We start from the raw sequence: 25,617 nt of genomic DNA, 5'->3' as shown, positions 1-25,617 counted from the left end.
CCGTCAGCGCGAGGCGGCTTGCTTCGTCCAGGTCGGTGGCCTCGGCGCCGTGCTACGCGAGACGGCGCGGTTCGGTGTGGGCCGCGCCCGCCGCCGTGATGAACTCGGTGTAGAGACGTCCTGGCGGCGGGCCTGAAGGCCGCGGCGGTGCTCCTGGCGGGTGCGCAAGCGGTCGGCCAGCACCGTACCGGCTACGGCGATCAGGCCGCCGCCCAGCGTGGCGACCAGCGTTCCCCACTCCATGACGTGTCCCCCTGTCGGTGTTCCGGAAGGGCGCTCCCCCGCGCCGTCCCCTCCCGATCATGCCCGACAGCCGGGGCCGGTGGTGCGCCTCCGGAGCGCGAACCGGCGCTGGAAGAAGATCGACCTTCCCTCGGCTCGTGTCGGTGCCGGGAACTACTGTCGCGAGCATGGTCGAACACGATGCCCTCACCGCCACCCGCGAGGCCTACGACGCTGTCGCCCCCACCTACGCGCGGTTGTTCCACGACTCGCTGCGGGACAGCCCTCTGGACCGCGCGATCCTGGGCGCCTTCGCCGAGGTCGTCCGTGCGAGCGGGAACGCCCAGGTCGCGGACCTCGGGTGCGGGCCCGGCCACATCACCGCCCACCTGGACGAGCTGGGGCTGGCAGCGTGGGGGGTCGACGCCTCTCCCGCCATGATCGAGTTGGCTCGACAGGACCATCCGCACCTGCGCTTCGACGTGGGTTCGATGGCCGCGCTGGACATCGCCGACGGCGTGCTGGGCGGCGTACTCTCCCGGTGGTCCGTCATCCACACTCCGCCGCCGGAACTCCCCGCCGTCCTGGCGGAGTTCCACCGGGTGCTGGCGCCTGGCGGCCACCTGCTGATCGGCTTCTCGGCGAGCGACGGTCCGTCTCACCCGACGCAGGCCTTCGACCACACGGTCGCCCTGGCCTACCGGTGGTCGCCCGATCACCTCGCCGCGGTGCTGCGCGAGTCCGGCCTGACCGAGGTGGCCCGGATGGTTCGCGAGCCTCAGCCCACCGACCGGCGGCAGTTCCAGGAGGTTCACCTGCTCGCGCGCAAGGCGTGAACGGGGGACTCCGGACACGACCTATGGGCGTGCCGAGGTGCCGATACGGAGCAGGGCTGTCAGGTCACCCGTACGTGGGTGCAGATCGTCGTCGGCCACCAGTCGGGCATCATCGGGCATAAGGCCCATTCGGACAGCAGGAATTCGAGGAAGCCGGGACTGGACGTGGGCGACGTGGTGATCGATGCGCGAAACGATCGGGAGGGCCCGGAGGACGGTCCTTCCGACGAGACCGCCTCCGCCTCCGGTCGCGGCCCGAAGCGGTCTCGTCCCTTCTGGGTCGAGCTTCCGCTGCTCGCCGGCGTCGCGCTGGTGCTGGCCTTTCGGATCAAGACGTTCCTGCTGCAGGCGTTCCCGATTCCCCCGGCCCCATGCAGAACGTCCTCCAGGAGGACGATCGCGTCCTGGTCGACAAGCTCACACCGTGGTTCGGCTCGGAACCCACCCGGGGCGAGGTCATGGTCTTCCGCGACCCCGGCGACTGGCTGCTGCGCCAGCCGGTGCAGGAGCCGAATGCGGCACAGAAGTCCCTGAGCTTCGTCGGGCTGATGCCGGCGGCCGGAGAGCAGCACCTGATCAAGCGGGTCATCGGTGTGGCCGGCGACACGGTCGAATGCGCGGGCACGGGACCGCTGAAGGCGAACGGCAAGCCGCTCGCCGAGCCGTACGTCTTCCCGGGCAACACTGCGTGCAGCACGGACGCGGGAGGTCAGTTCAAGGTCACGGTGCCCAGCGGCCATCTCTGGGTGATGGGTGATCACCGACAGAGCTCGCAGGACGCCCGCTACCACCAGAACGACCCCCGCGCCGGCATGGTGCCCGTGAAGGACGTGGTGGGCCGCGCCGTCGTGATCGCCTGGCCGACCAGCCACTGGTCGACCCTGCCGGTCCCCAGCACCTTCGAACAGCCGGGCCTCGCACCGGCAGGGTGACGCTCCTCCCCCAGCACGGAGCCTGCCCGGAGGCACCGACCCATAAGGTCCCCCCGGCAGACTGCGAGGGCCTGCCGGCATCGGCGTGGATGTCTCCGTCCACACCTAGCCGGCAGGCCCTCACCCGTCACGCCTCTCAGAGGGCGCCGACGATGTCCTCGACCCGGGTCTTCGCGTCGCCGAAGAGCATCGCGGTGTTCTCACGGAAGAACAGCGGGTTCTGCACACCGGCGTATCCGGAGGCCATGGAACGCTTGAACACGATGACCTTCCCGGCCTCCCAGACATTGAGCACCGGCATGCCGGCGAGCGGGCTGCTGGGGTCCTCCGCTCCGGCCGGGTTGACCGTGTCGTTGGCGCCGATCACGAGGACGACGTCGGTCTCGGCGAAGTCGTCGTTGATCTCGTCCATTTCGAGCACGATGTCGTACGGCACCTTGGCCTCGGCGAGGAGCACGTTCATATGACCGGGCAGGCGGCCGGCGACGGGGTGGATGCCGAACCGTACGTCGACACCCTTCGCGCGCAGTTTCGAGGTGAGTTCCGCGACCGGGTACTGCGCCTGGGCGACGGCCATGCCGTACCCGGGCGTGATGACCACGGACCGGGCGGCGCCCAGGAGTTCGGCGGCGCCCTGAGCGGTGGTCTCCTGGTGCTCGCCGTAGTCGACGTCCGAGCCCGCCGACGCCTCGATGCCGAAGCCGCCGGCGATCACGGAGAGGAACGAGCGGTTCATCGCCTTGCACATGATGTACGACAGGTAGGCGCCCGAGGAGCCGACGAGCGCACCGGTGATGATCAGCAGGTCGTTGCCGAGCAGGAAGCCGGAGGCCGCCGCCGCCCAGCCGGAGTAGCTGTTGAGCATCGAGACGACGACCGGCATGTCGCCGCCGCCGATCGAGGCCACCAGGTGCCAGCCGAGGGCCAGCGCCAGGACCGTCACGGTGATCAGCAGCCACAGCTCCGGCGTGATCACGAACCACACCGTCAGGGCGAGGAACAGGACCAGCGAGCCGAGGTTCAGGGCGTTCTTGCCCGGCAGCCCCAACGGCTTGGAGTCGATCTTCGCGGCGAGCTTCAGGTAGGCCACGATGGAGCCGGTGAAGGTCACCGCGCCGATGAACAGGCCGATGAACACCTCGGCGTGGTGGATGCCCAGCGTGCCGAGCGCGTCCAGGGCCTTGGCCTCGTGGCCGTCCGGGTCGTGCTCGACGTTCAGGTAGCCGTTCCAGCTGACGAGCACGGCGGCCAGACCGACGAAGGAGTGCAGCAGCGCGATGAGTTCGGGCATTCCGGTCATCTCGACGCCGCGGGCCCGCTGCAGGCCGATCAGCGCGCCGATCAGCATGGCGACGGCCATCAGGCCGAGGCCGGCACCGCTGACGTCGCCGTCCAGCGCGAGCACGACCGTCGCGACGAGCGCGACGCCCATGCCGAGCATGCCGAACGCGTTGCCGAGCCGTGCCGATTCGTGCTTGGAGAGTCCTGCCAGCGCAAGGATGAACAGCAGCGCGGCAACAAGGTAGGCCGCCTGTGCGGCGAGGGTCGCAGACATGTCAGCTCCGGTTGAACATGGCGAGCATGCGACGCGTCACCGCGAAACCGCCGAAGACGTTGATACTGGCCAGAAGGATCGCGACGAACGAGAGCACCGTGACCGCCGTGCTCGTGTGGCCGATCTGCAGGAGCGCGCCGACGACGATGATCCCGGAGATCGCGTTCGTCACCGACATCAGCGGCGTGTGCAGCGCGTGGTGCACATGCCCGATCACGTAGTAGCCGATCACGATCGCGAGCACGAAGACCGTCACATGGGGCAGCAGCGCGGCGGGGGCGAAGGCGGCGGTGAGGAACAGCGCCAGCGCGCCGAGGGCCACGCCGCCGAACTTCTGCTTCGCCGTCATCGGCGCCTTCGTCGGCTTCGTCGGCTTCGGCTGCTTCGTGGTGGCCGCCGTGGGCACGGGGGCCGGGGCCGCGGAGACCTGGACCGGCGGGGGCGGCCACGCCGTCTCGCCGCTGCGGACGACGGTGATCGAGCGCTGCACCGGATCGTCCCAGTCGAGGACCAGCGACCCGTCCTTGCCCGGCGTCATCAGCTTCAGCAGGTTCACCAGGTTCGTGCCGTACAGCTGCGAGGCCTGGGCCGGCAGTCGGCCCGCCAGATCGGTGTAGCCGATGATCGTCACGCCGTTGTCCGTGACGGTCTTCTCGCCCTTCACGGTGCCCTCGACGTTGCCGCCGTTGGCGGCCGCCATGTCGATGATCACCGAGCCCGGCTTCATGCCCGCCACCATCTCGGCGGTGATCAGTGTCGGCGCGGGACGGCCCGGGATGAGCGCGGTGGTGATGACAATGTCGACGTCGCGGCACTGCGCGGCGTAGAGCTCGGCCTCGCGCGCCTTGTAGTCGGCGCCCATCTCCTTGGCGTAGCCGGTCTTCGAGACCTCCACCTCCGGGGACTCGATCGACAGGTACTCGCCGCCGAGCGAGCGGACCTGGTCGGCCACCTCCGGTCGCGGGTCGGTCGCCCGTACGATCGCACCGAGCGAGCCGGACGCGCCGATCGCCGCCAGACCGGCCACGCCGGCACCCGCGACGAGCACCTTCGCCGGCGGAACCTTGCCCGCCGCGGTCACCTGGCCGGTGAAGAAGCGCCCGAACTCGTGCGCGGCCTCGATGACGGCCCGGTAGCCGGCGATGTTCGCCATGGACGACAGTACGTCCATGGACTGCGCCCGGCTGATGCGGGGCACGGCGTCCATCGACAGGGCCGTGAAGGGGCGCCGGCCCAGATCCTCGACCATCGCCGGGTCGAAGGCCGGCGCGAACAGGGCGATCACCGTCGCCTCCGGGCGTACCCGATCCAGCTGCGACGGGGTCGGGGCGTTGACCCCCAGCACCACGTCCGCGGCCGCCGCCTCGCCGACGGTCGCGCCGGCGGCCTCGTAGGCACGGTCGGTGAAGCCGGCCGCGACCCCCGCGCCCGAGTCGACGACCACGTCGTAGCCCAGTGTGCGGATCCGTTCGATCGTGGCCGGCGTGGCCGCGACGCGACTCTCACCTGCCCGCGCTTCCTTGAGCACTCCGACAATCACGAGTGTTCTCCGTTCGCTGCTCTGGCCGTCACCGGCGTGTTCTCCACCCGATCAGATGTGCACCCCGCGTTGATCCGGAGCACGACGCTCAGCTTGGCCGTCGAGAGCTCTCCTTGAACAGCACCCACCGGTGAGGTACACGCAACACTCGACAAGGCCCGGGTGCCGTGCCTCACATGACGCCACACCTGACGTCGTACGTCGTGATGCCGACGCCGCCCGGGCGAACCGCAGACGGTGGCAGCGCCCTCCCGAAGCCCTCCTTGCCAACGCCCCTGGTCAGTTCCCGGGAGCCGCGCCGCGGCGGGCGTCACCCTCTGGGACTGGGCGGACTTCCGTTCGAGACGGCCCGGTGGGAACTGCCGGAGGGCGGTCTGCTCGCCCTCCACACCGACGGCCTCATCCAGGCCCGTGAGCGTGACGTGAGCGCCTCACTGACGCTGCTGAGCGACGCCCTCGCACAGGCGTCCCGGTCCTCGTTGTCGCCGGACGAGGCCTGCGAACGGCTGCTGACCACCTTGCTCCCGGGACGCCCCGCCAACGACGATGCCGAACACGGCGCCGCGCTGGGCAGGGGGGACGACCTCCGCGGTCGTCATGTAGTGAAGGGGGATGGCGATCGCGGTGCCGCCGAAGGCCAGCGCGATCAGTACGAGCCGCGGACCGGACGCGTCGATAAACGGGAACGCCGCCATCGCGCATCCCGCCACGCACACGGCGAGACTCTGCGCCGCCCCGCTCGACCAACGGTTGCTCACGCCACGGGATTTCAGCGCGTCCACGAACGGTGAGACCGCCAGCGGCAGCACGAGACCGGAGCCGGACATGACACTGATGGCGGTCGCGGAGGCCGCCGCGGACATGTCCATCTGTGTCCCGAAGTAGGCGGGCAGCCCGGCGTGGCTGAGGGAGCGCCCACGCCGCTCCGAAGGCGCGGGCGATGCTGCCGAGTACGGTGCCGGTCAGCAGGATCTCGCGGTACGGCAGCCGGAGCCCGCCGGATTCTGTGGCCGTGTGCTTGTGGTCGTACGGGCCGTCGTGGCCGACGCGCCACGACAGCAGCGCCCAGGTGGCGCTGACGACGGCGAGGACGGCGTAGGTGGAGCGCCGGCCGAAGCCGTCGATCAGCCAGATGACGGGGGCCGCGATGAGCGTGCCCAGGGCCGCCCCACCGATCTGGAGGGCCGAGGGCAGGGCGCGGCGCTCCGGCGGGAACCACTTGTAAAGGGCGTGCATGGACATGGACGCGGCCGGTCCCTCGGCGGCACCGAGCAGGATGCGGCCGGCGGATGACGAAGGACGGGGACCAGATGGGGCTTCGCCGGCTGTTGAGCGACGTCACCGCCGGTTGGGCGACCAGCACACACACAAGACGCTGAAACAGGCCCTCGCCGACCTGGGCATGCCCTCGGTGGAGGAGGGATCCAAGCGTGAGCGGGTGGAGCGGAGCCTGGCCCAGGCACCGGACGGCCGGCTCGCGCATGTCGTCGAGCGCTTCCTCCCGACGCAGCGCACCGACGCGCCGACCCGCAACCTCCTCCGGGACGCGATGTGGGCACCAGCTTCACCGCCCGAGACACCCCTGCGTACGCGGACGAGCCGGCCCGGGCCGTTGACCCGGAAGACCTCGTACAGCACGGCGCCCGGTTCATGGCGTTGCTGGACCGTTTCTGACATCTCGACGACGACATCCGCTGGCGCGATCTGCAGTCCTGGTGGCAGGACAGAGAGCACCTCGCCGACGTCGGCGAGGCAAAAAAAGGCCTCTACGCGCGGCTCCTCGCCAGCCTTCCCGCCAACTCTCCAGGACAGCGCAACCTCTTCGACAGCTACCACCGCATCCTCGGAGCCGAGGTGTACGACATGCCTGCGCTCCTCCCGGAGGTATGGCTTCACTGGAATCCCGTGACCGTCCGCGAACGCGGCCCCCAGGCCCTCCTTCGCTTCCGAATGGACTTTCTCCTCCTGCTGCCCCACGGCCAGCGCGTGGTCCTGGAAATCGACGAATCCCAGCACTACACCCGCGACCGCGGCCGCATCCCCGACACCACCAAGTACGCGGCCGTGGTCGCCGCCGACAGGGACCTCAGACTCAGCGGCTACGAGGTCTACCGCTTCGAACACGACGAACTCCGGGACGGGACCGCAGCCCGTACGCTCCTGGAAGCCTTCCTTCCACGCCTGTTCCAGCACCACGACGTCACCGGCCGCCGCTGAGGCCCGGGCCGGACAGGCCGAGCCGAGGCTGGGGACTTGGTCGCGGCTGCGATGAGCTCGCATAGACCCAGGTTGCGTGATCGGACGACAACCGAGCCCATCCCTGCTCTGGACGGCAAGGGCACGAACCGCTGCCCACTCACGGAACGCTCCTGTCGGGGCGGGCCGTCCAGACACGCACGACACGGCCAGGCTCCTCCCCGACACTTTGCGTAGCCGCGTGTCCGATTCTGCCGCCCGGAGCGTCAAACGAGCGTCACGACCATCATCGGCTGGCTCCTCCCCTCTTGCACTGCAGACTCCGCGCGCTTCAGCGTTCTAGGCGGTGGAACCGCCGGCCACCACCATTTCCCACGTTTCGCGTGACGGGCCAGAGGGTGATGGGGGGAGCTGTGACTGCCTCCTCAACCACTTCTCGACGCGGTCCCTTATCTCAGGGGCGGCGAACGCCTCGTGCGGTGTTCGCATCAAGTGCCGCGCCTGGGCCCATGCGCGCATGACCACCGGGTCCTCGAGAGCACAGGCGAACCAAGCGGCACGAAGCCTCGCCGAGTCGTCCAGGCAGGCCGGCACCGAGCCGGACAGTCGTCTCTCGTTCTCCCGGTCCGCCGAGACCTGGAGGTCGAACCACGGCTTGAGCACGTCTCGCGTCCATCGGTCGTAGGACAGGGCGAACTCATCGGGTCGATCCGCGCGGTGGGCGGTGTCGGCAATGCGTTCAGCAGCCCGTAGCGCGAGGGAGATGCCCTGCGTCATGGTCGGGTTGGTGTGGACGAGGGCGTCTCCCACCCGGATCACCCCCGTGGCGACCGGACCGGACTTGTCGGACGTGGGGCTCCAGCGATTATCGAGACCGGCCATGACGTACACCTCCCCCACCGACTGCGGAAGATTGGAAAGCCACGCCTCAGTAGCGGGGAAGAGACGGGCAAGCGCGTCGAACGTGGCGGGATCGCGCAGTGCGGACAGGGTCGGGTCCTTTACGGCGCAGACCAGGGCCACGCCCAGCAGGTCGTTGTCCGAGGGGAAGGCGATGCTCAGGGCGTGGGACGTCGCGGAGATGTAGGGAACGTACGGGATCCTGGAGGCGATGCCGCGTTTCGTCCGGTACCAGCGGCACGTATAGGCGAGACCCACCCGATGGGATTCTGTCTCTGCGATTCGGGCTCCCGCCGTGGTCAGCCAGCCGACGACCGGCGAGCGGCGTCCAGCCGCGTCAACGACCAGGCGGGTGTGGATCGTCTCGCCGGCGAGGTGGATTCCGGTCACTCGCGGCACACCGTCCGATCCCGGCTCGGTCGCAAGGCCGCGTACAGCCCACCCTTCGTACATGGTGATGTTGCTCTGGGCCTTCACCGCCCTGCGCAGGGCGACCTCGAGGACGACACGCCTCAGCCTCACGAGGACCAGGTCGTCATCTCCCGTTCTGAAGGGTGGACGCTGGGCGAACCAGTCGAACTCGTGCTGCTCCCAGGCACCAAGGTCGAGGAGATGCGCGTAGACGTCGGGGATGCGCGCCTTGAGGATGGCCCGTGCCGGGCCCAGCAGCGCGTGAGGCTGGACGGCCTGGGGCACTCGTGGGCGTGCTCTCCGGAAGAAGGCATCGTCCAGGTCTTCGACCGGGTCCATCGCGTCCTGCTCGATGAGAATCACCTCGTGAGCACCACGGGCGAGGAAAAGGGACGTGGCCAACCCCGCAATGCCTCCGCCGATGACAGCGATGGGACTCATTCGTTCTCCCCTTCGTACACCTACGCGGAATCGGTCCGCCAGGGCTCGTCTCTTCCGGCCGGTCGTGTCCGTGCCGACGCAAATCGTCCCGCCGGCACAGGGCTTCGGCATCGGTGAAAACTGCGGTAACTCGCCGGCCACGGCCCTGACCTGCTTGTCAGTGCCCTGATCTGCCGATCGCCGTGCAAAGCACGTAGGTACTAGTCGCCGATGCGCGGCCGTTTCGGCTGGTGCGAATCTGCACGAGGCGGCCGAATCCAGGTCGCCGATCACGACGATCATCGGAGATGACATGGCAGCCAACGACATCACGTACACCGGACTCGACGCGCTCCTCACCCCCGAGAAGTCGGTGCTGCTGCTGATCGACCACCAGGGTGCCCAGTTCGCCGGCATGCGCAGCATGGACGCCAGTCTGGTCATCAACAACGTCACGGCGCTGGCCAAGGGCGCCAAGCTCTTCAACGTGCCGACCATCCTGACCACGGTGGTCGAGGACCGCGGCGGCCACATCATCAGCCAGCTCCAGGACGTCTTCCCCGAGCAGACGCCGATCGACCGTACGGCGATCAACACCTGGGAGGACCAGCGGGTCGTCGATGCCGTCGAGGCGACCGGCCGCAAGGACCTCGTCATCGCCGGCCTGTGGACGGACATCTGCCTCGCCTGGCCCGCGATCCACGCCCTCGCCGACGGTTACCGCGTCTTCGCCGTCACCGACGCCTCGGGAGCCACCACCACCGAGGCCCACGAACGCGGCATCGAGCGCATGATCCAGGCCGGTGTGATCCCGACCTGCTCCGGCACCGTCATCTCGGAGTGGCAGCGGGACTGGGCGCGCGAGGAGACCGTTCCCGGCATGACGGAGATCCTCCTGGAGCACGGCAGCAGCTTCGGCACCAGCCTCGCCTGGGAACTCCAGCTCCTGGGGCAGAACAAGGGCTGATCCGGGCTCGTACGGCAGCAGACCCACGCAGGCGGCATGGCACCCGTCTCTTCGCCGTGCCGCCTGCGGCACGCCCATACCGCGCCCGAACACCCACCGCGCGGTATGGGCGTGCCGCGGCCCCGGCTCGAGTACTGCCGGGACGGTGCCGCGTGCCCATCGCCCAACTCAGAAGGGCGGACAGGCGGGTGTCATACCCGGCTCATGTCCCGCCACGCTCCGCCGGACAGAAACACAGGGACACATGACCGACACCTCCCCCATCGGACCGCCGCCCCCCTTCGACTCCGAGCTCGTACCCGCCCTGGCGTCGTTGGCGCGGGTCATGCCTCCGGCCATCCATCCGGAGATGCTCCCGGCACTGCGTGACTTCATGGAGTCCAGTGCCGCGAGCGACGACGACATACGCCGAGGCGGTGCTGTCGAGTTCGAGGAACTCCGGGTTCCGGGGCCGGCGGGGGCTCCGGACATCTCGCTGCTGGTGTGTCGGCGGGCCGGCTCCACGGAGCCGCGGCCTGCGGTCTACTTCACGCACGGCGGCGGCATGGTCCTGGGCAACAACCGCAGCCTCATCGGCGAGATGGTCGACTGGGTGGAGCAGCTCGGAATCGTCCTGGTCTCCGTAGAGTACCGACTCGCTCCGGAACACCCCTTCCCTGCCGGCCTGGAGGACGTGTACGCCGGGTTCAGGTGGACCATGACCCACGCCGAGGACCTGGGGATCGATCCCGAGCGCGTAGTGGTGTCGGGGCCGAGCGCGGGCGGCGGCCTGACGGCTGCCGTGACACTGCTCGCCCGGGATCTGAACGGCCCTGTCGCAGCGGGACAGTTGCTGGTCTGCCCCATGCTCGACGACCGCAACGACAGCGCGTCGGCTCTCCAGATGGCGGGGGTGGGGGCGTGGGACCGCACCTCCAACGAGATGGGGTGGACCGCACTGTTGGGAGAGCGCCGTGGCGGTCCGGACGTTCCGGCCCATGCGGCTCCCGCCCGCGCCGAGGACCTGTCCGGCCTGCCCCCGCTCTTCGTGGATGTCGGTTCCGCCGAGACCTTCCGCGACGAGGTCGTCACCTATGCCGCCCGGTTCTGGCGGGCCGGCAGCGTGGCCGAGTTGCATGTGTGGCCTGGCGGCTTCCACGGATTCGATGCGCTCGCCCCCGATGCCGACGTGTCCAAGCGAGCTCGCGCGACGCGGGTCGACTGGTTGCGTCGGACGTTGCGGCTCTGATCACCCGGAAACGAAATTGTTGACGTGACAACTTTTCACGGATAGTTTGTTGATGGATCAACCAAGGAGCTCAGCATGAACATCACAGTCATCGGCCGCGGGCATGTGGGCGGAGGCCTGGCCCGCATGTGGCAGAAGGCCGGCCACCAGGTCACCACCATCGGGCGCGACGGCGGTGACGCCTCGGGTGCCGACGTCGTCGTGGTCTCCGTCCCCGGCAACGTGATCACCGAGGCCCTGTCGGTGGTCACCGGCCTCGACGGCCAGGTGACCATCGACACCACCAACCTCTACACCGAGCGGGACGAAACCTTCCCGTCCCTCTCCCACCGCATCAAGGCGGTGATCGGAGGCCCCACCGCGAAGTCTTTCTCCACCGTCTTCGCCTCCGCCTACGACGACATCGCCACCCAGCGCGTCACCCCCAGCAGCCTCTACGCAGCGGAACCGGGTGCCAAGGACATCACCGAACGGTTGATCCGGGATGTCGGCCTCGACCCGCTCTACGTCGGCGACATCGATCCCGGCGCACGTCTGCTCGAGAACAGCTCCGCGCTGACGCGTGCGCTCGCAGGACGGATCGGCCCCTTCTTCTACCGGTACGGCCGCCCCGGCGAGCTGTAGTCCCAGGCCGCGCTGTAGTCCCAGGCCGCTCCGACGTTCCCGGACGGCGGCCGCCTGTTCACCACCCTCATCAAGGAGACCCGTCATGACCCGCATCGCGATCATCCTCGGCAGCACCCGCCCCGGTCGGAACGGCGAGGCCGTGGCCAACTGGGTGCTCGACATCGCCAAGCAGCGCACTGACGCCGAGTACGAGCTCGTCGACATCGCCGACTTCAAGCTCCCCCACCTCGACGAAGTGGTGCCGCCCTCCCTCGGCCAGTACGCGCAGCCCCACACCAAGGCCTGGGCCGAGAGGATCGCCTCCTTCGACGGTTACGTCTTCGTGACCCCCGAGTACAACCACTCCACGTCCGGCGCCCTGAAGAACGCCATCGACTTCCTCTACAAGGAGTGGAACAACAAGGCCGCCGGCTTCGTCAGCTACGGCAGCGTGGGCGGCACCCGTGCCGTCGAGCACCTGCGCCTGGTCATGGGCGAACTCCAGGTTGCCGACGTCCGCAACCAGGTCGCCCTCTCTCTGCACACCGACTTCGAGAACTTCAGCGAGTTCCAGCCCGCCGACCACCAGGCGGGAGCCGTCAGCGGCGTCCTGGACCAGGTCGTCGCCTGGAGCGGCGCCCTCGCCCAGCTCCGCGCCGCGGCGTGATCCCGCCGGACGGTCATCAGCGGCGCCGCGGGCGCTGACGCCCCTGCTCCGTCCCACCCTCAAGGGTGCCGCCACCACCGTGGCCGCAGCCCTGGCCGACGCACCCGGTCCTTCGGCAACCGCGTCACCGCAACCCCACCCCGACACCCTCGGCATGGTCCCGTCGCGCCGGCTCGGGGTTCCTCCGAGGTGGCGAACGCGGTCGCCTGCCGAGGGCCCACCTGTCCGGCAGCGTCCCCGGCGGCTGTCGGTCGACGAACCCGGCCAGGTGGCCGTCGGCCGACCCCGATCTTGAGCACGAGAAGGAACCCACCATGAGCAGCAACAGCGCAGGCGAGGCCGCGAAGGCAGTCATCCGCCGCAACACCGAGGAAGTGCAGGGCGGCGGCGACTGGACCCTGTACGACGAGCTGTTCTCCGACGACTTCGTCGACCACACTCCCCAGCCCGGCCGTACGGCCGACAAGGCAGGTGCCCTGGAGCTCTATCAGACGCTGCGCGCGGCCTTCCCCGACTTCCATGCCGTGATCCACTGGCAGGCTGCCCAGGATGACCTGGTCACGACCTATAAGACCTACCACGGTACCCACAGAGGAGAGTTCTTCGGCATCGCGCCCACCGGGCGCAAGATCCAGTTCGAGACGGTCGACGCCATGCGCGTCGTCGACGGCAGGATCACCGAGCACTGGGGCGTGGCCAACCTCTTCTCCCTCATGGAGCAGCTCGGCGCCCGCCTCGTCGCTGCCCCCGCAGAGTGAATCCGCTCTCAACGCACAGGGGCCCTTGTACGCCGAGGCCTGTCTGACGACCGCTGCGGCCCCTGCGCACCGCGCCTTGCCCGGACTTCACTACCGGCATCCGCTGCTGGGGAGTCCGGGTGTCCCGCCGGACAGATGCTCGACGACGGCCTTGAGTGCCCGGCAGGTCGAGTGTGACAGAACAGGGCTCCAACAGGACTCGCGAGCCGAGGAGTTGAGCTTCGAGGACCTCCACCGACGGCACGGGAGCCTTGTGCGTCGCGGTCCTCGTCCAGGCCCCGTCGGCATCGCCCCGCCAGAGGCCACTGCAGGAAATTGCGTACTGAAGGCGTACTACGCGACGTCGCCCGGGTGGGTGGCATCAACATGAGGGAGAGCCGCGAGACGTTTCTCGACCCCGCGTGCGAGGGCATCGATACCCAGGCTGGTGAACATCGTGAAGGCGAGCTGCCAGTGCTCGCGGGCCTGGTCCGGTTGGTTCATCGCCGCCTTGAGATCGCCCAGTGCGCGTAGGGAGACGGCTTCCAGCTGCTGGTGGCGGATCTGCCGACTCAGTAGCAGGCCTTCCTCTGCGTGGTGTTCGGCCAGCTCCAGCCGAGCAGTCAGGGTGTACGCCTCGCAGAGGCGGATGTGGGCGCCGGCGCGAAGCGGCCACTCTTCGCCTGCTTCCAGCAACTCCAGGGTTCGCTGATAGCGCGTGATCGCGTCGCTCACCAGATTCCGTCGCACCAAGACCTGGCCGTGACGGTAGTACGCGTAGGCCTTTCCGAGGCGGTCGTCCAGCTGCTGGAAAAGCTGTACGTGCCGCTCGGCGTCGGCCACGGTCCGTTCGTCGATGCCTTCCGTGTAGAACCGGGTCTGAATCGCGTTACCCAGGACCGTCGCCTCAAGGTGGAAGTTACCGCGGTGCCGTGCCAGGACCGCTGCGCGCCTGAGGACTTCCACGCCGGTCTCCGGGTCCGATGCACAGACGATCAGGCCTTGGACGTTGAGCGCCATGACGTGGAGGTCGTCGTGACTCGACAGCTCCAGAGCGCGTACCACGTTCGGCTCTGCCTGATCGAAACGGCAGACCTGGAGCAAGGCCCCGCCCAGCATGTAGCGGGCGCGCGCTTCGGACCGGGCGTCGTGGGCTTGAGCGGCAGCCTCGGCCACAAGGGCCGCGACGGGAATCACCTGATGCCAGAGAAACGAGTTCATCAGAACGGCGTCGAGCATCAACAGAAGCGTCGCGGCCCGCGCGGTGTGGGTGACCGCCGTCTGCTGCAGCAACAGCAAGACGTCATCAATGGCGGATGCGCCCCACGCAAGCGCCTCGTCCACGCTTTCAAACCTCGGTTCGCCAGGCGAACTCGGAACTGATTCCTGTACCACTGTATGGCCGGGGCGGATAACGCGGTACGAATCGGTGGCGGAGACCAGATGCAGGTCGAGGAGGCGGCCGAGAGCAGCATGACGGACTTGGTCGGAATCAGTCTCGACAGCCAGACGGCGGGCGAAGAGACGGACCAGGTCGTGCAGGCGATAGCGGTTCAAGGCCGGCGACTCCAGCAGTCCAGCCGCCATCAGGCTCTCAAGGAGCGGCTGGGTGACCTCCGCGGAGATTCCGAGGAGGGTGGAGGCGGTCGGCAGGTCGTACAAGTGGTGGGTGGGCAGGGCCAGCAGCCGCAGGGCGCGCTGTGCGTGGTGGTCGAGCTGTCCGTATCCGAGGGCGAAGCTGGACTCCACGCTGACGTCGTCCACACGCAGCTCCGATAGCCGCTGCTGCTCGTCCACAAGGCGGTCAGCGAGGTCCGCCAGGGTCCACTCGGGGCGTGCGGCAAGACGGGAGCCGAGGATGCGTACGGCCAACGGCAGACCCCCGCACGACGTGAGAACGCGCTGTGTCGCGTGCGGTTCCGCGTGGATACGAGCGGGTCCGACGATGTGGGTGAAGAGGTGCAATGCCTCTTGCGGGGCCAGGGGGCCCAGGACGACACGCAGGCTGACCGGAAGGGCCGCGAAGGCATCGCGGCTGGTGATCACAACGGCACAGGAGGGTGAGTCGGGCAGAAGAGGGGTCACCTGATCGAGGTCGGCGGCGTTGTCCAGGACAACCAGAATGCGCTGCTGGGCGATCCGCGAGCGGTAGCTGGCTATTCGGTCGTCCAACTCAGGCGGTATGAGGGACTCTTGTTCTCCCAGTGCGCGGAGGAACGATGCCAGAACGACGCCGGGGTCGGCAGGGGTGCCATCTGCACCGCGCAGGTCGACGTACAGCTGTCCGTCGGGATAGGCGTCGAGCACGGGTTGCACGCTGTGCATGACGAGGGAGGTCTTGCCGGCGCCGCCCATCCCCGTGAGGAGTACGATCGGCATGCCTTCAGCGGCGGGGCGCCGCAGGGTCCGCCGGATGTGTTCGGTTTCCTGTCGCCGACCGGTGAAGTCGACTACGGCATGCGGAATCTGGCGGGGGGCGCGGTCCCTCCCGGAGACGACTTCAGGCCTCTTCCGGGACGGCGAGGCGGCGGCGAGTACCTCTGCGTGCAGTTTCTGCATGTGGGCGTCGGGCTCGATGCCCAGTTCCCGCGCGAACGCGTTCCGCAGACGCTGGTACACCGCCAGCGCCTTCTCCTGTCGGCCGCTGCTGGAGAGGGCCCGCATCAGAAGGTGGTGCAGCCCCTCGTGCAGTGGGTGCGTCTCGACGAGTCCGGCGAGTTCCGTCGCGGCTTGCGCGTACTCGCCGAGAGTCACCATCGCCGCCAGCCGTGCCTCGGCCGCGTCCAGGCGGCGCTCCTCCAGCCGGACACGTTCCTTCCGGGCGAACGGGCCGGGCACGTCTGCCAGCGCCGGCTCACTCCACATCGTCAGGGCTTCGTCGAGCAGGGCCCGGGCCCCGGCTGTCTCACCGCACGCGCTACGGGCCCGCGCGTCGGCGACCTTTCGTTCGAACAGCTCCAGGTCCACAGAGCCCTCGTCGAGGCGCAGAGCGTAACCGCCCGGGACGGACTGCAGGACCTGCCATGCCCGCCCTGGAGTACGACCGGGCTCCAACAGGCTCCGTAGCCTCCATATGTAGGTGCGCACAACGGATTGCGGGCTGCGGGGTGGCGCCTGCCACAGGGCGTTCACGAGGTCGTCCGTGCTTACGGTGCGCCCACGCCGCAAGATCAGGACCGCGGCCACGGCCCGCTGTTGAGGCGAACCGAGATCCAGTTGCGCACCGCCCTTGTACCCGCGGAGCTGACCAAGCACCGAGAAGGCGATGCCTGGTGCCCCCGCTGCCCCCATGGTGACCCCACCAGCCTGACGACCTGATCCATTTCCCGCCCTCAGAGGCACGGGCGGTCATCTTACGCCGTCGCGCAGAAAGGATTCTGTAAGCGAAGGAGCGGGGCGCTGTGAGGATTCGGGGACTCCGCCCACGGTCGTGGCCCCGAAGGTACGGGTCCGTCGGTCAGCTCGGGTCAAGCCACTTCTTCAGAGCCCAGGACAGCGCGGGCATGACCGCGTAGGACATGAGGCAGCTGAAGAGCACCGCCACCAACGCCGTACGCAGGAGGAGGGGCAGACCGTCCAGGTGCGGCTGGACCACCGCGCCGGAGAAAAGGGAGATCGGATAGATGCCGAGCACCGCAGCCACCGTCATCTTCCAGCGAGGCGGCGGGGCGGCATGGGCGCTGCCCGGCGGGACGAACCAGCTCTCGATGCCACTGAGGCGGCGCCGGTCCACCTCCCAGTGATGGCCGTCGGCCCGTCGGAACCAGGCGGCGCGTTCGGCCGAGGCGTCCCACAGGGCGTGGGCCTCTGCATCACGGAACCGGTGGACCAGGCACCACGGCTCGCCCGGGCCGCTGGGTCGGAACAGGCCGTAACCGAGGTGTCCGGGAAAGGCGGAGGCCGCGGTGAGTACCCCGTGAGCCCACTTCTCGAAGTCCTCTTCGTGACCGGGCTCCACTTGGCGGGCGATGAGCAGGCCCACCTCTCCGGAGGGGACCGGGGCCGATCGGCGCTCTGCCTCGACGGTTTCCGACATGGCTGTCTCCTTCGACACTGGGCGGTTGGCCAGGGGCGTTCGCGCCCCGCCGGGTGTGCCGGTCCGGGCTTTGGCGCCTGGCCGAATGGTCTTAGTGAGCGGTCTGGCCGCCGTCCACCACGAACACGCCACCGGTGGTGAAGGAAGCCGCGGAGGAGGCAAGGTAGAGCACCATGCCGACGATCTCCTCGGGGTCGGCGGCACGTCCGAGCTGGGGACCCGCCATGACGACGTCCCGCTTGACGGGATCGTCGAGCCACGCCTGAGTCATGGCCGTCCTGGTCAGTCCGGGGGCCAGGGCGTTGACCCTGATGCCGGCCTTCGCGTAGTCGACGGCGGCCGCCTTGGTCAGCCCGATGACGCCGTGCTTGGCCGCCACGTAGGGGGCCATGTCCGGGTCTCCGATGAGTCCGGCGATCGACGCGGTGTTGATGATGGAGCCGCCGCCGGCGGCCGCCATGTGGGAGATCTCGTACTTGAGGGAGAGGAAGACGCCTTTCAGGTCGACGGCGATCGCCTTGTCGAAGTCCTCTTCCGTCTGCTGGGCCAGCGGGGCCGGCGGGACGAAGACGCCCGCGTTGTTGAAGGCGATGTGGAGGCCGCCGAAGGTGTCCACGGTCGTCGAGACGAGGCGTGAGACCTCCTGCGCGACGGTGACGTCGGTCGGGACGAACAAGCCGCGGCCACCCTCCTTCTCGATGAGGTTCACGGTCTCGCTGCTGCGTGCGTCGACGTCGCCGATGACCACGGTGGCGCCTTGGCGGGCGAAGGCGAGAGAGACCGCTCGGCCGATTCCGGTGGCGCCGCCGGTGACGAGCACGACTTTGCCGGTGAAGTCGAAATACTGTTGCGTCACTGTGTCCAGCTCCTGACTGGTGATGTGGGGGCGTTGGACGCCCCCGGCGGAGGTTCTGCGAGCGCCCCGCCGGGGGCAGCTGGGCGTCAGAAGGTGACGGTCACCTTGCCGCGCACGTGCTTGGAGGCGAAGTCGACCAGGGCTTGGTCCGCCTGGCCGAACGGGTAGTCGGAGTCGATCTCGACGCTCAGCCGGCCGTCTTCGGCCTTCGCGGCGAGCTCTTCCAGCCTTCCCAACGGGGTCCGGGTACCGGTGTAGACGGCGGTGACTCCGCGTTCGAAGGCGGAGGGTCCGCCGAGCGGGGACACGAGCTGTCCGCCGGCCTTGGCGGCCGCGGCCGTGGCCGCCAGGGCCGGACCCGCGTTCGCCAGGTCGATCACGATGTCGACACCGCCGTCCGCCAGCCGGTGCGCCTCCTGGGCGACGTCGACGTTGCGGTAGTCGAGGACATGGTCGGCGCCGAGGCGGCGCAGGAACGGCTCGTCGTCCGCGCGGCCGGTGGCCAGGACCGTCAGGCCCGCCTGCTTGGCGAGCTGGACGACGAACGAGCCGACACCGCCGGCGGCTCCGACGATCAGGACGCTGCCGCTCTCGGCTCGGACGGCGTCGAGCAGCGCTGCCGCGGTGAGCGCGCCGGTGGGCAGTGCGGCGCCCTGGGCCGGGGTGAGTCCAGCGGGTCGCAGGGCAACGGACGGAGCGTCGTTGATGACGATGTACTCGGCGAGCGCACCGGCGGTCACACTGTTCCAGGCGATGACGGCGTCACCGACGGAGAAGCGGGTGACGTTCTCGCCTACGGCCTCGACCACTCCACTGACGTCCACGCCGGGGATGAAGGGGTGCCGGACGGGCAGCGCGTCGCGCATGGCGCCGGTGACGAGCACCTTGTCGACCGCATTGAGGGAGGTGGCCTGGAGTCGAACCAGCAGTTGCCCTGGGCCGGGGGTCGGGGCGGGCTCGTCCGAGAACTCGAGGTCCTCCAGCGGGCCGTACGACCGGGCGATGAGCGCCTTCATGACCTTGCTCCTGACTTTTGTGTGTTCAGCCGTGGGGACCGGCACTGCAGCCGGCGCGAGCGGGCCGACTCGGCCCTTTTGTTGATTCATCAACAATAACCCATATTGTTGATGAGTCAACATAATTTGGGGGATGGTGTGCGCCGCCTCAGCCGGCGACGCGGCTGACGGGCCGGTAACGCCAGGGTTCGAACTCGGGATGTCTGTCCGCATAGGCGGCGATGAACGGGCAGACCGGCAAGAACTTCACGTCGGCCTTCCTGACCATCTCCAGAGACGCCTTCGCCAGGGCGGACCCGATGCCCTGTCCCTTCCTCTCGGGAAGGACCTCCGTGTGCACGAACGCGATCAACCCCTTGGCGGGGATGTACTCGACCAAGCCTGCGAGTCGTCCGTCCACGTACGCCTCCAGCCGCTTCTCGTCATCGACCCTGGCTACCGTGACCGTGGGCTTCGCTCTGTCCATGGCTTCTCCGTTCCGAGCGGGCACCGCGTCACGACGGGAAGCGGACGGTGTGCACCTGGACATCACGCTGGCAGGCACGGAGCCGGGTATGCATCGGCAATCACCGCCTAGAAGACCTGCCGAGCGGAAGGGCAGAGGTGCGCACGGTCGCCAAGGCGTCGGCCACTCCGCGCCTTTACCTTGCTGCTGCTGCGGGATCGATCGCGTTCCGCGGGGTGGTCGGCACTCCACGCCGCACCCAGCTGTCGTGGCCGGTCATGTCGGACCGCTCACCGCGTCGGCCTGCGCCCTTCGCTTCGCGCGTCCGCACGAAACGACACCGTCCCGTGCGTCACTGTCGGCATCGGAGGACCGCAAAGCTCGCAGTCCGCGGATGCGTTCACTCGCGCGCGGCGAGCAGGGAGACGGGGCTGCGTCTGGTCGCCATCCACGCTGCGGACACGCCTGTGAGAGCGGTGACGGCCAGACAGACGGCACCAAGCCAGGCTGCCAGCGACCAGGGGCCTCCCACGGTGGGTGAGCCGGTGATCGAGATGGCGGTGCCGGCCATGGCCACCAGCGTGCCCGCCGCCGCCACCGATCCCAGGACGAAGCCGATCACGGCGATCACGGCGGCCTCGAGGGCTGCGGTCAGCAGGATCTGTCCGCGCCTGAAGCCGGTAATCCGGCGCTCGGTGAAACCTGCCCAGCTCAGGCGCCACACGTCAGGCATCCAGGGCGACGAGGTGGTCGGCGAGACCGCGGGCGTCGGCACCCGTGAGCCGGTCGACCACACGGCCGTCCCGCAGAAAGACCGTCGCGTCCGCGTGGGCGGCCGCAGCAGGATCATGGGTGACCATGACGATGGTCTGGCCCTGCTGGGCGGCGTCACGGAGCAGCGCGAGCACGTCAGCCGCGGACCGGGAGTCCAGCGCCCCGGTGGGTTCGTCGGCGAAGAGGACGTCGGGTCGGGTGACCAGAGCGCGGGCGATGGCAACGCGCTGCTGCTGACCTCCGGACAGTTCCCGTGGCCGGTGGCCGTAGCCGTCGGTGAGCCCGACCGCCGTCAGCGCCTCACGTACCCGGGTCGTATGCGGACCGGCGTGGGCGAGTTTCAGCGGCAGTGCCACGTTCTGTTCCGCCGTGAGGGCGCTGATCAAGTTGAAGTTCTGAAAGATGAAGCCGATGCGCTGCCGGCGCAGGAGGGTGAGTTCCTGTTCGGTAGAGGTCGCTATGTCCGTCCGCCCCAACCAGACGTTGCCCTCGTCCACGCGCTCCAACCCGGCAGCGCAGTGCAACAGGGTGGACTTGCCGGAGCCCGAAGGGCCCATTACGGCTGTCCATGTGGCCCGCTCGAAGTCGATGCTGACCCGGTCAAGGGCACGCACTCTGTGGGGTCCACTCCGGTAGGTACGACTGACGCCACGCAGGGTGACAGCCGCCTTCGTATGAGGTGTCGCGTCCAAAGCGCTTCCGCCCGATCTGTGCGCAGGTGAGCCGACGAGTTGGACTCCGGAGAGGGTGTCGCAACTACGGCAGCGGGAATCTCGCCGCGCGGGAGTGCGCGGCATATGGCACAGAATGAACGGGCTGCGAGGGCAAGGCATCGGTGACTGATGCCTACGTCGCCGCCCAGGTCCGATCCGACCCGGCAAGCGGAAAACACGCCCGGAACGCACATCACGCGTCAGCCATCGAGGGCCCCGTTGACCGGCGGCCAAGGCGGGAGCGAGAGCCGTCAGTGGGGACTCGTCCCGGTCGGGGCCATGGACGAGGCTTCCCTGACGGCCCGCAGTACGCTGTCGAGCAGTCCGGGGAAGCGTTGGTCGAGGTCGTCGCGGCGGAGACTGTGCAGAATGATCCGCCCCTCCCGGCGGGCGCGCAGGATGCCGGCCTCACGCAGGACGTTCCAGTGCCGACTGGCCGTCGAAGGGGACACATCCGGCAGCGTGGTCGAGCAGGTGAGCTCCTCGCCGCCGGCGAGACGTTCGATGATCTTCAGCCGGGTGGGGTTGGCCATGGCATCGAGCACGGCCTCGATCCGCAGGTCGGCGCGGGTGGGGTGCGTCAGCGCTTTCACCCCTCGATCGTACGTCCGTTCACGAAGGAGTGAAGTGTCGTGCCGCGTAACTCACACTCCGGCGATTGCGTTCGACCGAAACCTGCAGTTCAATAGTTCACGTATTTACGAACTAACGAACCAAGGAGCACTCGTGAGCGCCTACATGGTCATCAGCGTCACCCCCCAGGACGACGAGAAGATGCGCGACTACGAGGCCAGGACCCTCGAGGTGGTCTCGCGTTACGGTGGTAAGCCCATAGCCCGTGACGCCGACTGCTTCGTCCTGGAGGCCGACCGGCGCCCCGGCATCGGGGTGATCCTGGAGTTCCCGGACAAGCAGGCCGTGCTGGACTTCTACCACTCCGAGGACTACAAGCCCCTCAAGGAATTCCGGCACACCTTCGCCACCGCCAGCGCGCTCGTCGTCGATTCCGTCTGACCCGCCGCCTCAGCAGGGCGCCCCACTCCCCCGCGACACGACGGACGATCGCTGCCAGGTGAGAGCGCCGAAGCTACAGCGCCCTGTGCCACGCCGCAGTGAGGGCCCGCGCGTCGTGGCGAAAGGAGAACGAGTCTCTGCGGCGGGCGGCCTCCCGGTCGCCGCAGAGACTCGTGAGGGGGGCGTGCGCGGCACCGGCGGTTCGCCTGGGACATCAGGCACAGGTCACCCTGTACGTCGGAGGAGGGGCGGCGGTTCACGTGCGGAGGGCTTCGTCCAGGAACGCTTCGAACCCGTGCGGGCCACCGCCTCGGCCGACCCGGTCGGAGCGCGCCGCCCGTCACCGTCCGGCGCCGCCCCGCGAAAGGCGCTGTGTGCTCGGAGGTGATCACAAGCGGCCGGGGCGAATCCGCCGACACGGGGGAATCGCAGAAGCGCCCCGGCCTTGCCCAAGGTTGACAGCCATGCGAGCGGCGTGACGTCGGTGACAGTCACCTATACGCCGACACCCGTCTGCCCCGAGGAGCGGTGATCGCGCCTCCTGCCGGGACGACCGACGACGGGTCGGCCAAGTCGCAGGCGCGGCACAAAACCAGCACACAAGTCCGACCGCGTGATCGGTACGCCACCACCCGCCGGCGTAGCCTCGCCGCATCCGCCACGTGTCGCGAAGGAAGACGGGCCAGGTGAACCCTGATGAGAATCAGGGCCTTTCCCCCGCCCCCGGGGCGTCGGCGCCATCTCGCGCCGGTGGGCATCTGCCGGACAGCGAGGCCGGCCGCTCAGTCGATGCCTCTCCAGTCCCGTAGCTGCCGTCGCGAGGTGATGCCGAGCTTGCGGAAGATGCTGCGCAGGTGCGCGTCCACGGTGCGGGGGCTCAGAAAGAGACGTACGCCGATCTCCTTGGACGTCGCCCCCGTCGCGACAAGGCGCGCGATGTGCAGTTCCCGCTCCGTCAGCTGATCGACGAGATCCGTGGTCGCCCGCCGCGCGTGCTCACCCGTCGCACCCAGTTCACGCCGCGCGAGCGTGGCGTAGGCCTCTGCGCCCATCGTCGAGAACATCTCCAGTGCCTCTCGGAGGTGCTCCCGCGCCTCACGTCGGCGTCCCGCCCGGCGCAGCCACTGGCCGAACACCAGGCGCGCCCGTGCAGGATGCAGAGCGACACGGCACCCGTCCAGACGGACGACGGCTTGCCGGAACCAGTGTTCAGCCCGCTCGTCGTCGCCGAGGGTCAGTGCCGTGCAATAGGCCTCGGCGCCCCTGGCCCAGTCGGTGACCGCGAGCACGGTACGGCGTGTCAGCGCGGCGAGCGCGTCGGCGGCCTCCTCGTCCTCCCCGCACCGCGCTGCGGCTTCGACCAGCTCCAACAGTGCCAGACCCGTGATCGCCGGTTCGTCGCGTCGCACCGCCGCCCTGGCGGCGTCCAGCGCCTTCTGGTAGTTGGCGAGCCCGTTGTGCAGCACGCTCAGTGCCCAGTGCGCGGTTGCTGTCGCCTGGCCGTCGTCCCGTTCCAGCGCTTCCCGCAGCGTCCGGCTCAGGAACGGCTCGGCGGACGCCTTGCCACGCACTGATTCAAGGTGCAACCGCGGATACGGCAGCGGAGAGGCACCGAGGACTTCGGCCAGCGCTTCCTCCTCCGCGATCAACGCAGTGGCCTCCGCATGGTCGCCGGCCTGGGCGGCCACGGCCGCCGACATCGCCAGTCCCACGGAAAGACCGCCCAGCGCTCCGACTCTCCGGGCCTCGCGTACCTGTGTCCTGGTGAGCTTGACGTACGCCTCGTCCTCCCACAGCTCGACGGAGATCAGGGATGCCAGGGCGGGACGCTCCGCCCACACCGGATTCCGCTCTTCGGTGAGGGCATGGCGCAGGCGCGACAGCGCCGCGCGGTTGCCGCCGTCGAGCAGGGCGAGCAGCCCCTCGAGGACGATATCGATGATGGCGGCAGGCCCGGGTGGTGGAGGTGCCTGCCGAGCCGCCGCCAGGGCCTCTCGCATCTCCTGGCTGTGTCGGCCGATGAGAACGCCCGTGGCCAGGGCGTCCAGCAGGCACTGACGCGCGAGAGCGGCATCGAACGGCGCGACCCGTCCGGCCACGGTGAGCAGCAGCCGGGGGGCATCGCGCAGCCGTCGCTGCGCGAAAGCCACCTGTGCCCGGATGAGGTCCGCCTGCGCGTCACGCGACTCGTCCGGGGGACCGGTCTGGCCTTCGACGGCAAGGCGTTCGGCCGTTACGTAGTCGCCCGCGCCGTTGGCGGCTCGCGCGGCGCTCAGCGCACGCCACGCTCGCTTCCCGGCGTCCGGGGTCAGGGTCGCGGACCGCTCCAGGAACGCCGCGGCAGCTGCCGCTCCGCCACGGGCACCCGCGCGTGAGGCGAGCCGTTCCAGATCTGCCGCAACGTCCTCGTCGGGTCGGAGGACAGCCTGTGCGCGGTGCCATGCACGCCGGTCCTCGTTCACCTGCTCTTGCATGGACTGCGACAGGACCTCATGCACACGGCGGCGTTCGGCCGGCGAAGCCGTGTGGTGGACGACGGAGCCCACCAGCGGATGATGGAAGCGGACGGTACCGTCCATGGCGGTCAGACCGGCCTCCTCAGCCGCGGTGAGCGCGTCGACGCTCACCCCCATGCGGTCGGCCGCGGCCCAGACCAGGGTCGCGTCACCTGTTGCTTCGACGGCGATGATCAGCAACAACGTGCGGGTCGCTTGCGGAAGGGGGAGCAACCGCTGCTCAAAGCTCTTCTCGATGCGGCGCGACAGGGGCACCGCCTGGGGAAGTCCGAAGCCTCCCGCTGCACGACCGGGGCTGATCGTCCGCGGCAGTTCGAGAAGCGCAAGAGGATTCCCCTGTGCCTCTGCCAGGATCCGCTCGCGGACCCGCTTGTCCAAAGGTGCGCGGAACTCCGACGTGAGGAGCGAGCGGGCCGCTTCGGGCGGCAGACCGGCCAAGGACATACGCGGGAGGTCGACGAGCTCAGGTGCGCTGTCCGGCTCCCGGAGGGCGAACATCATGGTGATCCGCTCGCTGTCCAATCGGTGGGCGACGAATCCGAGCGTCCGCGCGGACGCGCGGTCCAGCCACTGAGCATCGTCGATCACGCACAGCACAGGCTGCTTCGCCGCGGCGTCGGACAGGAGCCCCATCACCGCAAGACCGACGAGGAACCGACTCGGTGCCTCACCCTCGGCAAGCCCGAACACAACGCGCAGGGCTTCTCGTTGTGGCTCGGGAAGTCGCTCCAGGCCGGGCATCAGCGGGGCGCAGAGCGTGTGCAGTGCGGCGTAGCCGAACGTCGCTTCGAACTCCAGCCCGGTGACCCGCAGGAGCCGCTCCTCCTCCAGCGTGTCGCACACGTACTGCAGCAGTGCGGTCTTGCCGATGCCGGGATCGCCCTGGAGCACCAGTGCGCTGCCATGGCCCCCACGAGTCGCGGAGAGCACGACCCGAATCCGCTCCACTTCCCGCTCGCGTGCCAGGAGGCCGTGGGGTGCGCGTGGCTGGCTGATCATGCTCCGAGCATCGCACGGTGTCGGCTTCCGC

Annotated in this window: 21 protein-coding genes and 3 pseudogenes; 10 read left to right on the top strand and 14 right to left on the bottom strand. The window is 69.0% G+C overall.

What is annotated here, in order from left to right; all coding sequences use genetic code 11:
* The first annotated feature begins 410 nt into the window (after positions 1-410).
* The gene (locus tag ABZY12_RS24510; RefSeq protein ID WP_356893778.1) at positions 411-1,058 is read left to right on the top strand and encodes a methyltransferase domain-containing protein; all 648 of its coding nucleotides are present in this window, start codon (positions 411-413) and stop codon (positions 1,056-1,058) included.
* A gap of 165 nt (positions 1,059-1,223) precedes the next feature.
* Positions 1,224-1,975, top strand: a pseudogene (gene lepB / locus ABZY12_RS24505) (signal peptidase I); the annotation flags it as partial.
* Between the two features lie 151 nt (positions 1,976-2,126).
* On the opposite strand, the gene pntB reads toward lepB, so the two are convergent.
* Both pntB and ABZY12_RS24495 read right to left on the bottom strand, forming a co-directional pair.
* Positions 2,127-3,545, bottom strand: coding sequence for a Re/Si-specific NAD(P)(+) transhydrogenase subunit beta (gene pntB / locus ABZY12_RS24500; RefSeq protein WP_356893776.1), 1,419 nt, complete (start codon positions 3,543-3,545; stop codon positions 2,127-2,129).
* A gap of 1 nt (position 3,546) precedes the next feature.
* Complete coding sequence (locus ABZY12_RS24495) at positions 3,547-5,085, bottom strand: Re/Si-specific NAD(P)(+) transhydrogenase subunit alpha (RefSeq protein ID WP_356893774.1); 1,539 nt, start codon at positions 5,083-5,085, stop codon at positions 3,547-3,549.
* A 176-nt stretch (positions 5,086-5,261) separates the two neighbouring features.
* On the opposite strand from ABZY12_RS24495, the pseudogene ABZY12_RS24490 reads away from it, so the two are divergent.
* Positions 5,262-5,576, top strand: a pseudogene (locus ABZY12_RS24490) (SpoIIE family protein phosphatase); the annotation flags it as partial.
* Here ABZY12_RS24490 and ABZY12_RS24485 read toward each other — a convergent pair.
* Positions 5,485-6,321: a hypothetical protein gene (locus ABZY12_RS24485; protein ID WP_356893829.1), complete on the bottom strand. Its 837-nt coding sequence runs from the start codon at positions 6,319-6,321 to the stop codon at positions 5,485-5,487. The pseudogene ABZY12_RS24490 and the gene ABZY12_RS24485 overlap by 92 nt on opposite strands.
* 714 nt (positions 6,322-7,035) lie before the next feature.
* Between ABZY12_RS24485 and ABZY12_RS24480 the strand changes: the two genes are divergently transcribed.
* Positions 7,036-7,302: a hypothetical protein gene (locus tag ABZY12_RS24480; protein ID WP_356893772.1), complete on the top strand. Its 267-nt coding sequence runs from the start codon at positions 7,036-7,038 to the stop codon at positions 7,300-7,302.
* A 318-nt stretch (positions 7,303-7,620) separates the two neighbouring features.
* Here ABZY12_RS24480 and ABZY12_RS24475 read toward each other — a convergent pair whose 3' ends face one another.
* Entirely contained in the window at positions 7,621-9,033 is a 1,413-nt protein-coding gene (locus tag ABZY12_RS24475; RefSeq protein ID WP_356893770.1) for an FAD-dependent oxidoreductase, read from the bottom strand.
* Between the two features lie 292 nt (positions 9,034-9,325).
* On the opposite strand from ABZY12_RS24475, the gene ABZY12_RS24470 reads away from it, so the two are divergent.
* From ABZY12_RS24470 to ABZY12_RS24450, 5 genes are all read left to right on the top strand, one after another.
* On the top strand, positions 9,326-9,979 hold the full coding sequence (locus ABZY12_RS24470) for a hydrolase (RefSeq protein ID WP_356893768.1): 654 nt from the start codon (positions 9,326-9,328) through the stop codon (positions 9,977-9,979).
* Between the two features lie 244 nt (positions 9,980-10,223).
* Positions 10,224-11,207 (top strand): alpha/beta hydrolase, encoded by a 984-nt coding sequence (locus ABZY12_RS24465; protein WP_356893766.1) that lies wholly within the window; start codon positions 10,224-10,226, stop codon positions 11,205-11,207.
* Positions 11,208-11,282: 75 nt separating this feature from the next.
* Positions 11,283-11,831: a dinucleotide-binding protein gene (locus ABZY12_RS24460; RefSeq protein ID WP_356893764.1), complete on the top strand. Its 549-nt coding sequence runs from the start codon at positions 11,283-11,285 to the stop codon at positions 11,829-11,831.
* Between the two features lie 85 nt (positions 11,832-11,916).
* Positions 11,917-12,480 (top strand): NAD(P)H-dependent oxidoreductase, encoded by a 564-nt coding sequence (locus tag ABZY12_RS24455; RefSeq protein ID WP_356893762.1) that lies wholly within the window; start codon positions 11,917-11,919, stop codon positions 12,478-12,480.
* Positions 12,481-12,794: 314 nt separating this feature from the next.
* The gene (locus ABZY12_RS24450) at positions 12,795-13,238 is read left to right on the top strand and encodes an ester cyclase (protein WP_356893761.1); all 444 of its coding nucleotides are present in this window, start codon (positions 12,795-12,797) and stop codon (positions 13,236-13,238) included.
* A 333-nt stretch (positions 13,239-13,571) separates the two neighbouring features.
* On the opposite strand, the gene ABZY12_RS24445 is transcribed toward ABZY12_RS24450, so the two are convergent.
* The 9 genes and pseudogenes from ABZY12_RS24445 to ABZY12_RS24405 all read right to left on the bottom strand — a co-directional run bounded on the left by ABZY12_RS24445 (position 13,572) and on the right by ABZY12_RS24405 (position 21,650).
* The gene (locus tag ABZY12_RS24445; protein WP_356893827.1) at positions 13,572-16,184 is read right to left on the bottom strand and encodes a BTAD domain-containing putative transcriptional regulator; all 2,613 of its coding nucleotides are present in this window, start codon (positions 16,182-16,184) and stop codon (positions 13,572-13,574) included.
* Between the two features lie 78 nt (positions 16,185-16,262).
* Positions 16,263-16,508: pseudogene (locus ABZY12_RS24440) on the bottom strand (winged helix-turn-helix domain-containing protein); the annotation flags it as partial.
* Between the two features lie 166 nt (positions 16,509-16,674).
* Entirely contained in the window at positions 16,675-17,253 is a 579-nt protein-coding gene (locus ABZY12_RS24435; protein WP_356893759.1) for an antibiotic biosynthesis monooxygenase, read from the bottom strand.
* Between the two features lie 91 nt (positions 17,254-17,344).
* Positions 17,345-18,109, bottom strand: a complete 765-nt coding sequence (locus ABZY12_RS24430; RefSeq protein WP_356893757.1) for an SDR family oxidoreductase — start codon at positions 18,107-18,109, stop codon at positions 17,345-17,347.
* 86 nt (positions 18,110-18,195) lie between these two features.
* Positions 18,196-19,125, bottom strand: a complete 930-nt coding sequence (locus ABZY12_RS24425; protein WP_356893755.1) for an NADP-dependent oxidoreductase — start codon at positions 19,123-19,125, stop codon at positions 18,196-18,198.
* A gap of 148 nt (positions 19,126-19,273) precedes the next feature.
* Positions 19,274-19,591, bottom strand: a complete 318-nt coding sequence (locus ABZY12_RS24420) for a GNAT family N-acetyltransferase (protein ID WP_356893753.1) — start codon at positions 19,589-19,591, stop codon at positions 19,274-19,276.
* A 379-nt stretch (positions 19,592-19,970) separates the two neighbouring features.
* The gene (locus tag ABZY12_RS24415) at positions 19,971-20,303 is read right to left on the bottom strand and encodes an ABC transporter permease (RefSeq protein WP_356893751.1); all 333 of its coding nucleotides are present in this window, start codon (positions 20,301-20,303) and stop codon (positions 19,971-19,973) included.
* The gene (locus ABZY12_RS24410) at positions 20,296-20,958 is read right to left on the bottom strand and encodes an ABC transporter ATP-binding protein (RefSeq protein ID WP_356893750.1); all 663 of its coding nucleotides are present in this window, start codon (positions 20,956-20,958) and stop codon (positions 20,296-20,298) included. Before ABZY12_RS24410 ends, ABZY12_RS24415 begins: the two co-directional genes overlap by 8 nt.
* A 350-nt stretch (positions 20,959-21,308) precedes the next feature.
* Positions 21,309-21,650 (bottom strand): metalloregulator ArsR/SmtB family transcription factor, encoded by a 342-nt coding sequence (locus ABZY12_RS24405; protein WP_356893748.1) that lies wholly within the window; start codon positions 21,648-21,650, stop codon positions 21,309-21,311.
* A gap of 133 nt (positions 21,651-21,783) precedes the next feature.
* On the opposite strand from ABZY12_RS24405, the gene ABZY12_RS24400 reads away from it, so the two are divergent.
* Positions 21,784-22,071 (top strand): DUF1330 domain-containing protein, encoded by a 288-nt coding sequence (locus ABZY12_RS24400; RefSeq protein WP_356893746.1) that lies wholly within the window; start codon positions 21,784-21,786, stop codon positions 22,069-22,071.
* Between the two features lie 782 nt (positions 22,072-22,853).
* Here ABZY12_RS24400 and ABZY12_RS24395 read toward each other — a convergent pair.
* On the bottom strand, positions 22,854-25,586 hold the full coding sequence (locus ABZY12_RS24395) for an AAA family ATPase (RefSeq protein ID WP_356893744.1): 2,733 nt from the start codon (positions 25,584-25,586) through the stop codon (positions 22,854-22,856).
* Positions 25,587-25,617 lie beyond the last annotated feature (31 nt).

It is taken from the genome of Streptomyces sp. NPDC006551 (assembly GCF_040611675.1).
Lineage (GTDB): Bacteria > Actinomycetota > Actinomycetes > Streptomycetales > Streptomycetaceae > Streptomyces.
Note: the sequence above shows the minus strand (reverse complement) of the source record. Positions and strands in the feature narration are given on the sequence as shown.

Coding starts and splice junctions, on each gene's coding strand:
- ABZY12_RS24460 (WP_356893764.1), top strand. CDS start 11,283: ATGAACATCACAGTCATCGGCCGCGGGCATGTGGGCGGAGGCCTGGCC.
- ABZY12_RS24425 (WP_356893755.1), bottom strand. CDS start 19,125: ATGAAGGCGCTCATCGCCCGGTCGTACGGCCCGCTGGAGGACCTCGAG.
- ABZY12_RS24455 (WP_356893762.1), top strand. CDS start 11,917: ATGACCCGCATCGCGATCATCCTCGGCAGCACCCGCCCCGGTCGGAAC.
- ABZY12_RS24480 (WP_356893772.1), top strand. CDS start 7,036: ATGGACTTTCTCCTCCTGCTGCCCCACGGCCAGCGCGTGGTCCTGGAA.
- ABZY12_RS24465 (WP_356893766.1), top strand. CDS start 10,224: ATGACCGACACCTCCCCCATCGGACCGCCGCCCCCCTTCGACTCCGAG.
- pntB (WP_356893776.1), bottom strand. CDS start 3,545: ATGTCTGCGACCCTCGCCGCACAGGCGGCCTACCTTGTTGCCGCGCTG.
- ABZY12_RS24395 (WP_356893744.1), bottom strand. CDS start 25,586: ATGATCAGCCAGCCACGCGCACCCCACGGCCTCCTGGCACGCGAGCGG.
- ABZY12_RS24415 (WP_356893751.1), bottom strand. CDS start 20,303: ATGCCTGACGTGTGGCGCCTGAGCTGGGCAGGTTTCACCGAGCGCCGG.
- ABZY12_RS24485 (WP_356893829.1), bottom strand. CDS start 6,321: ATGCACGCCCTTTACAAGTGGTTCCCGCCGGAGCGCCGCGCCCTGCCC.
- ABZY12_RS24435 (WP_356893759.1), bottom strand. CDS start 17,253: ATGTCGGAAACCGTCGAGGCAGAGCGCCGATCGGCCCCGGTCCCCTCC.
- ABZY12_RS24420 (WP_356893753.1), bottom strand. CDS start 19,591: ATGGACAGAGCGAAGCCCACGGTCACGGTAGCCAGGGTCGATGACGAG.
- ABZY12_RS24450 (WP_356893761.1), top strand. CDS start 12,795: ATGAGCAGCAACAGCGCAGGCGAGGCCGCGAAGGCAGTCATCCGCCGC.
- ABZY12_RS24510 (WP_356893778.1), top strand. CDS start 411: ATGGTCGAACACGATGCCCTCACCGCCACCCGCGAGGCCTACGACGCT.
- ABZY12_RS24470 (WP_356893768.1), top strand. CDS start 9,326: ATGGCAGCCAACGACATCACGTACACCGGACTCGACGCGCTCCTCACC.
- ABZY12_RS24475 (WP_356893770.1), bottom strand. CDS start 9,033: ATGAGTCCCATCGCTGTCATCGGCGGAGGCATTGCGGGGTTGGCCACG.